4 protein-coding genes are annotated in these 3,875 nt (G+C 67.7%); 1 reads left to right on the forward strand and 3 read right to left on the reverse strand.

All coding sequences use genetic code 11. The annotated features are described in order from the left end of the window. The 3 genes from J0I79_RS34220 to J0I79_RS34230 all read right to left on the reverse strand — a co-directional run. A partial coding sequence (locus J0I79_RS34220; protein WP_292870350.1) for a peptide deformylase occupies nucleotides 1-388 on the reverse strand: 388 nt, incomplete at its 3' end. A 3-nt stretch (nucleotides 389-391) separates the two neighbouring features. After that, nucleotides 392-1,597, reverse strand: coding sequence for an ROK family transcriptional regulator (locus J0I79_RS34225; RefSeq protein ID WP_292870353.1), 1,206 nt, complete (start codon nucleotides 1,595-1,597; stop codon nucleotides 392-394). Between the two features lie 161 nt (nucleotides 1,598-1,758). Next, complete coding sequence (locus J0I79_RS34230) at nucleotides 1,759-2,856, reverse strand: CaiB/BaiF CoA-transferase family protein (protein ID WP_292870356.1); 1,098 nt, start codon at nucleotides 2,854-2,856, stop codon at nucleotides 1,759-1,761. Nucleotides 2,857-2,964: 108 nt separating this feature from the next. Here J0I79_RS34230 and J0I79_RS34235 point away from each other — a divergent pair. Next, on the forward strand, nucleotides 2,965-3,875 hold a 911-nt coding region (locus J0I79_RS34235; protein WP_292870359.1), incomplete at its 3' end, for an LLM class flavin-dependent oxidoreductase.

Here is a 3,875-nt window from a genome sequence, read left to right on the forward strand (position 1 = left end):
ACACCGCCAGCAGGCCGTCGGCGTCCTCGAAGCGTTCGTTGCCGTCCAGGTCCTGATAGCGGACGCGGACGCGGGCGTGCCGCTCTATGTCCTCGGTGACGCCGGGCATCGACACGCTGCCCTCGGCATGGCGGATCATGTCCGGCGATGCCTCGATGATCGCCGGGTTCACATAGATGCCCGGTTTCGCCGCAGGAGGAACCTGGATCACGACCAGGCGCTTGAGAACGCCGATATGCGGGCCGGTGATGCCGATGCCGGGCGCGGCATGCATGGTGTCGATGAGGTCGCCAGCTAGGCTGGACAGGCCGCTGTCGAACAGCTGAACGGGATCGGCGACGGCGCGCAGCAGCGGATTGGGAAACCGGATGATCGGGCGCACCGCCATCTCTCACCCCAACGGCTTCTGCAGCACTTCGAACTGAGGATTGGTCTCCGAAAAGATCGGCAGCGCGGCGGCTCCGAGCACGGAGGTGTCCTTGCCGGCGGCGCCGATCAGCACGCGCGGCGTCACCCGCGCGCTGGTCGAGGAGACCGAAAGATTGAGCGGTTCGAGCCGGGCGACGAGCGCCTCGATAACCGGCAGCGGCATGAAGCCGCCCAGCACCACTGTTTCGGGATCGAGCGCCAGTTCCAGCACGTCGATCGCCTGGCGCAGCGGATCGACAGCATCGGCGATCCAGGCATCGAGGCGGCTGTCGCCCTGCGCCAGCAATTCCTCGAGCACGTCGGGCGAGGCGTGATCCGGGTCGGGAAGGCCGATCCGGTCATAGGCGGCCCGCAGCGACACATAGCGTTCCAGGCAGCCGCGCTTGCCGCAGCCGCAGGCCAGGCCGCCCGGCCTGACGATCATGTGGCCGATCTCGCCGGCATTGTGGCGGCTGCCCTTGTAGAGATGACCATCGAGGAACAGGCCGGCGCCCAGACCGGTGCCGATGAAGAGATAGACGAAGCTGCCGAGGCTGCGGGCAACGCCGTAGAGCCGTTCGCCGATGGCGGCGGCGGTGGCGTCGTTCTCGACCGTCACCGCGATGCCGGTCAGCCGCTGGAGCTCCTCGGCGACAGGGAAATCCTGCCAGCCGGGCAAGGCGGTCGGGCCGACCGAGGTCATGCCCTCGACGTCGAACGGCCCCGGCATCGCCACGCCGATGCCGAGCAGGCGCGTGCGGTCGAAGCGGAACCCGCGCATGAGCCCGTCGCAAATCTCGGCAAGCAAGGGCATGGCCTGCGCCGGCGTCGGCCGGTCAACAGGGCGCTCGATGCGGGCGCGCACGGTGCCCGACAGGTCGGTGATGACGCCGACCGCCAGCTGGTGGTCGAGCTGCAGGCCGATCGAATAGCCGCCGTCGGGATCGATCGAATAGGGCACCGCAGGCTGGCCGCGCGCGCCCTTGAGCGTCGCTTCCGCCCGCAGCAGCCCGGCCGCTTCGAGTTCCTCGACGATGTTGGAAATGGTCTGCGTGCTGAGCGCGGTCAGGCGCGCGATCGCCGCCCGCGACAGGGAACCATTGGTGCGGATCGCCTCGATCACGACGCGGCGGTTGTGCGACTTGGCCTGTTCGAGATTGGTGCCGGAGATGGCTTTCCTGGGGGGCATGGGAACGTTACCAACGAAGTTCGCTGCAGAAAACAAATCAAGTTGATTTAATTATACGCAATGGTAGCTACCACTTCTAGCCGGTTTCGCCTGAAGCGCACCATAACGTGAAGCGTGCATCAGCATTATTTGATGCGGCAGGACGGCGCAGGCCGGCCGGGTCAGGGTGTTGTCCCGGCTTTCGCCAGTTCAGCCCTGATTTCGGCGTCGTGTTCGCCGCGTGCGGGGCTTCCCGCAGGGACGCGCCGCGTCCATCCGGAAAAACGCGGTGCGGCCGCTGCCTGCAACGCGCCGTCCACGGTCGGCCAGGACCCGCGCGCCGCCATATGCGGATGCAGCGCCGCTTCCTCAGGGCTCAGGACAGGTCCCACGCAGGCATCCGAGCCCTCGAACAGCGCTACCCATTCGTCGCGGGATTTCGCGGCGAAGATCGCCGCCAGCCTGTCGCCGAGGCCCGGCCACAGGGCGCGGTCGAACTGGCTGGCGAAGTGCGGATCGCCCGCCAGCCCCAGCCTGTCGAGGAAGAGCGCGTAGAATTTCGGCTCCAGGCACTGGACGCTGATGAAACCGCTATCGGATGTTTTGTAGACGCGGCACCAGTGCGGCCCGTCGAGCAGGCTTTGGCCGCGCCCGGCGGCAAGCGCGCCCATCTGGCCGAGCGACATCAACAGGTTCATCATATGGGCCGAGCCGTCGACGACCGCGGCGTCGACGACCGTGCCTTCGCCGCTGGCGCGCGCATTGACGATGCCGGCGAGCATGCCGATCACTAGGTAGAGCGCGCCGCCGCCTATGTCGCCGGTGAGCGTCGGCGGCGCCATGGGCGGTTCGCCCGGCAAGGAGGCGTACCAGAGCGCGCCGGAGACGCCGATATAGTTCATGTCGTGGCCGGCGGCGTGGGCGAGCGGTCCGTCCTGTCCCCAGCCCGTCATGCGCCCGTAGACCAGCCGTGCGTTGACCGCGCGGCAGGCATCGGGGCCGAGCCCGAGGCGCTCCATGACGCCAGGCCGGAATCCCTCGATCAGGCCGTCGGCGCTGGCGATCAGGCGCATCAGCAGGGCGACGTCATCCTTGTCCTTCAGGTCGAGGGCGATGGAGCGCTTGCCACGGTCGAGGAGCGAGCGCTCGGGCATGCCGGGCATGGGCGGCTCGCGGCGGTGGACGACGATGACATCGGCGCCGAGATCGGCAAGCAGCATGCCGGCGAAAGGGGCAGGGCCCAGCCCTTCGATCTCGACGATGCGGATGCCCTGCAGCATTCCACCCTCCATGGCGTTATGCGCACCTTTGGTATTGCGTTGGGCGACGGTGTGTAACCCCGTTCTTTTGGCATTGAAGCACGCGCCGCGCGCATATACCTCATGGCCATGAAAAAAATCGGCTTCCTCTCGTTCGGGCACTGGACGCCCTCGTCGCAATCGCAGGTGCGCTCGGCTTCGGACGCGCTGCTGCAATCCATCGACCTTGCCGTCGCCGCCGAGCAGCTCGGCGCGGACGGCGCCTATTTCCGCGTGCATCACTTCGCGCGCCAGCTTGCCTCGCCATTCCCGCTGCTGGCGGCGGTGGGCGCGAAGACCAACCGCATCGAGATCGGCACGGCGGTGATCGACATGCGCTACGAGAACCCGCTCTACATGGCCGAGGATGCCGGCGCCGCCGACATCATCGCCGGCGGGCGCCTGCAGCTCGGCATCAGCCGCGGCTCGCCCGAACAGGTCATCGATGGCTGGCGCTATTTCGGCTACCTGCCGCAGGAAGGCCAGACAGAGGCCGACATGGCGCGCCATCACGCCGAGGTCTTCCTCGACACGCTGCGCGGCGAGGGCTTCGCCCAGCCCAATCCCCGGCCGATGTTCCCCAACCCGCCCGGCCTGCTGAGGCTCGAGCCGCATTCGGAAGGTCTGCGCGAGCGCATCTGGTGGGGCGCGGCCACCAACGCCACGTCGGAATGGGCGGCCAAGCTTGGCATGAACCTGCAGAGTTCGACGCTGAAGTTCGACGAGACCGGCAAGCCCTTCCACATCCAGCAGGCCGAGCAGATCCGCGCCTATCGCGAGGCCTGGAAGGCCGCCGGCCACAGCCACGAGCCGCGCGTCTCGGTCAGCCGCAGCATCTTCGCCCTGGTCGACGACCGCGACCGCGCCTATTTCGGACGCGGCAATGAGGGCCGCGACCAGATCGGCTTCATCGAGGAAAACACGCGCGCCATATTCGGCCGCAGCTACGCGGCCGAGCCTGACGTGCTGATCAAGGAATTGGCGCAGGACGAGGCGATCGC

Origin of the sequence: Mesorhizobium sp., assembly GCF_017306585.1 — a bacterium.
Taxonomy (GTDB): Bacteria; Pseudomonadota; Alphaproteobacteria; order Rhizobiales; family Rhizobiaceae; genus Mesorhizobium.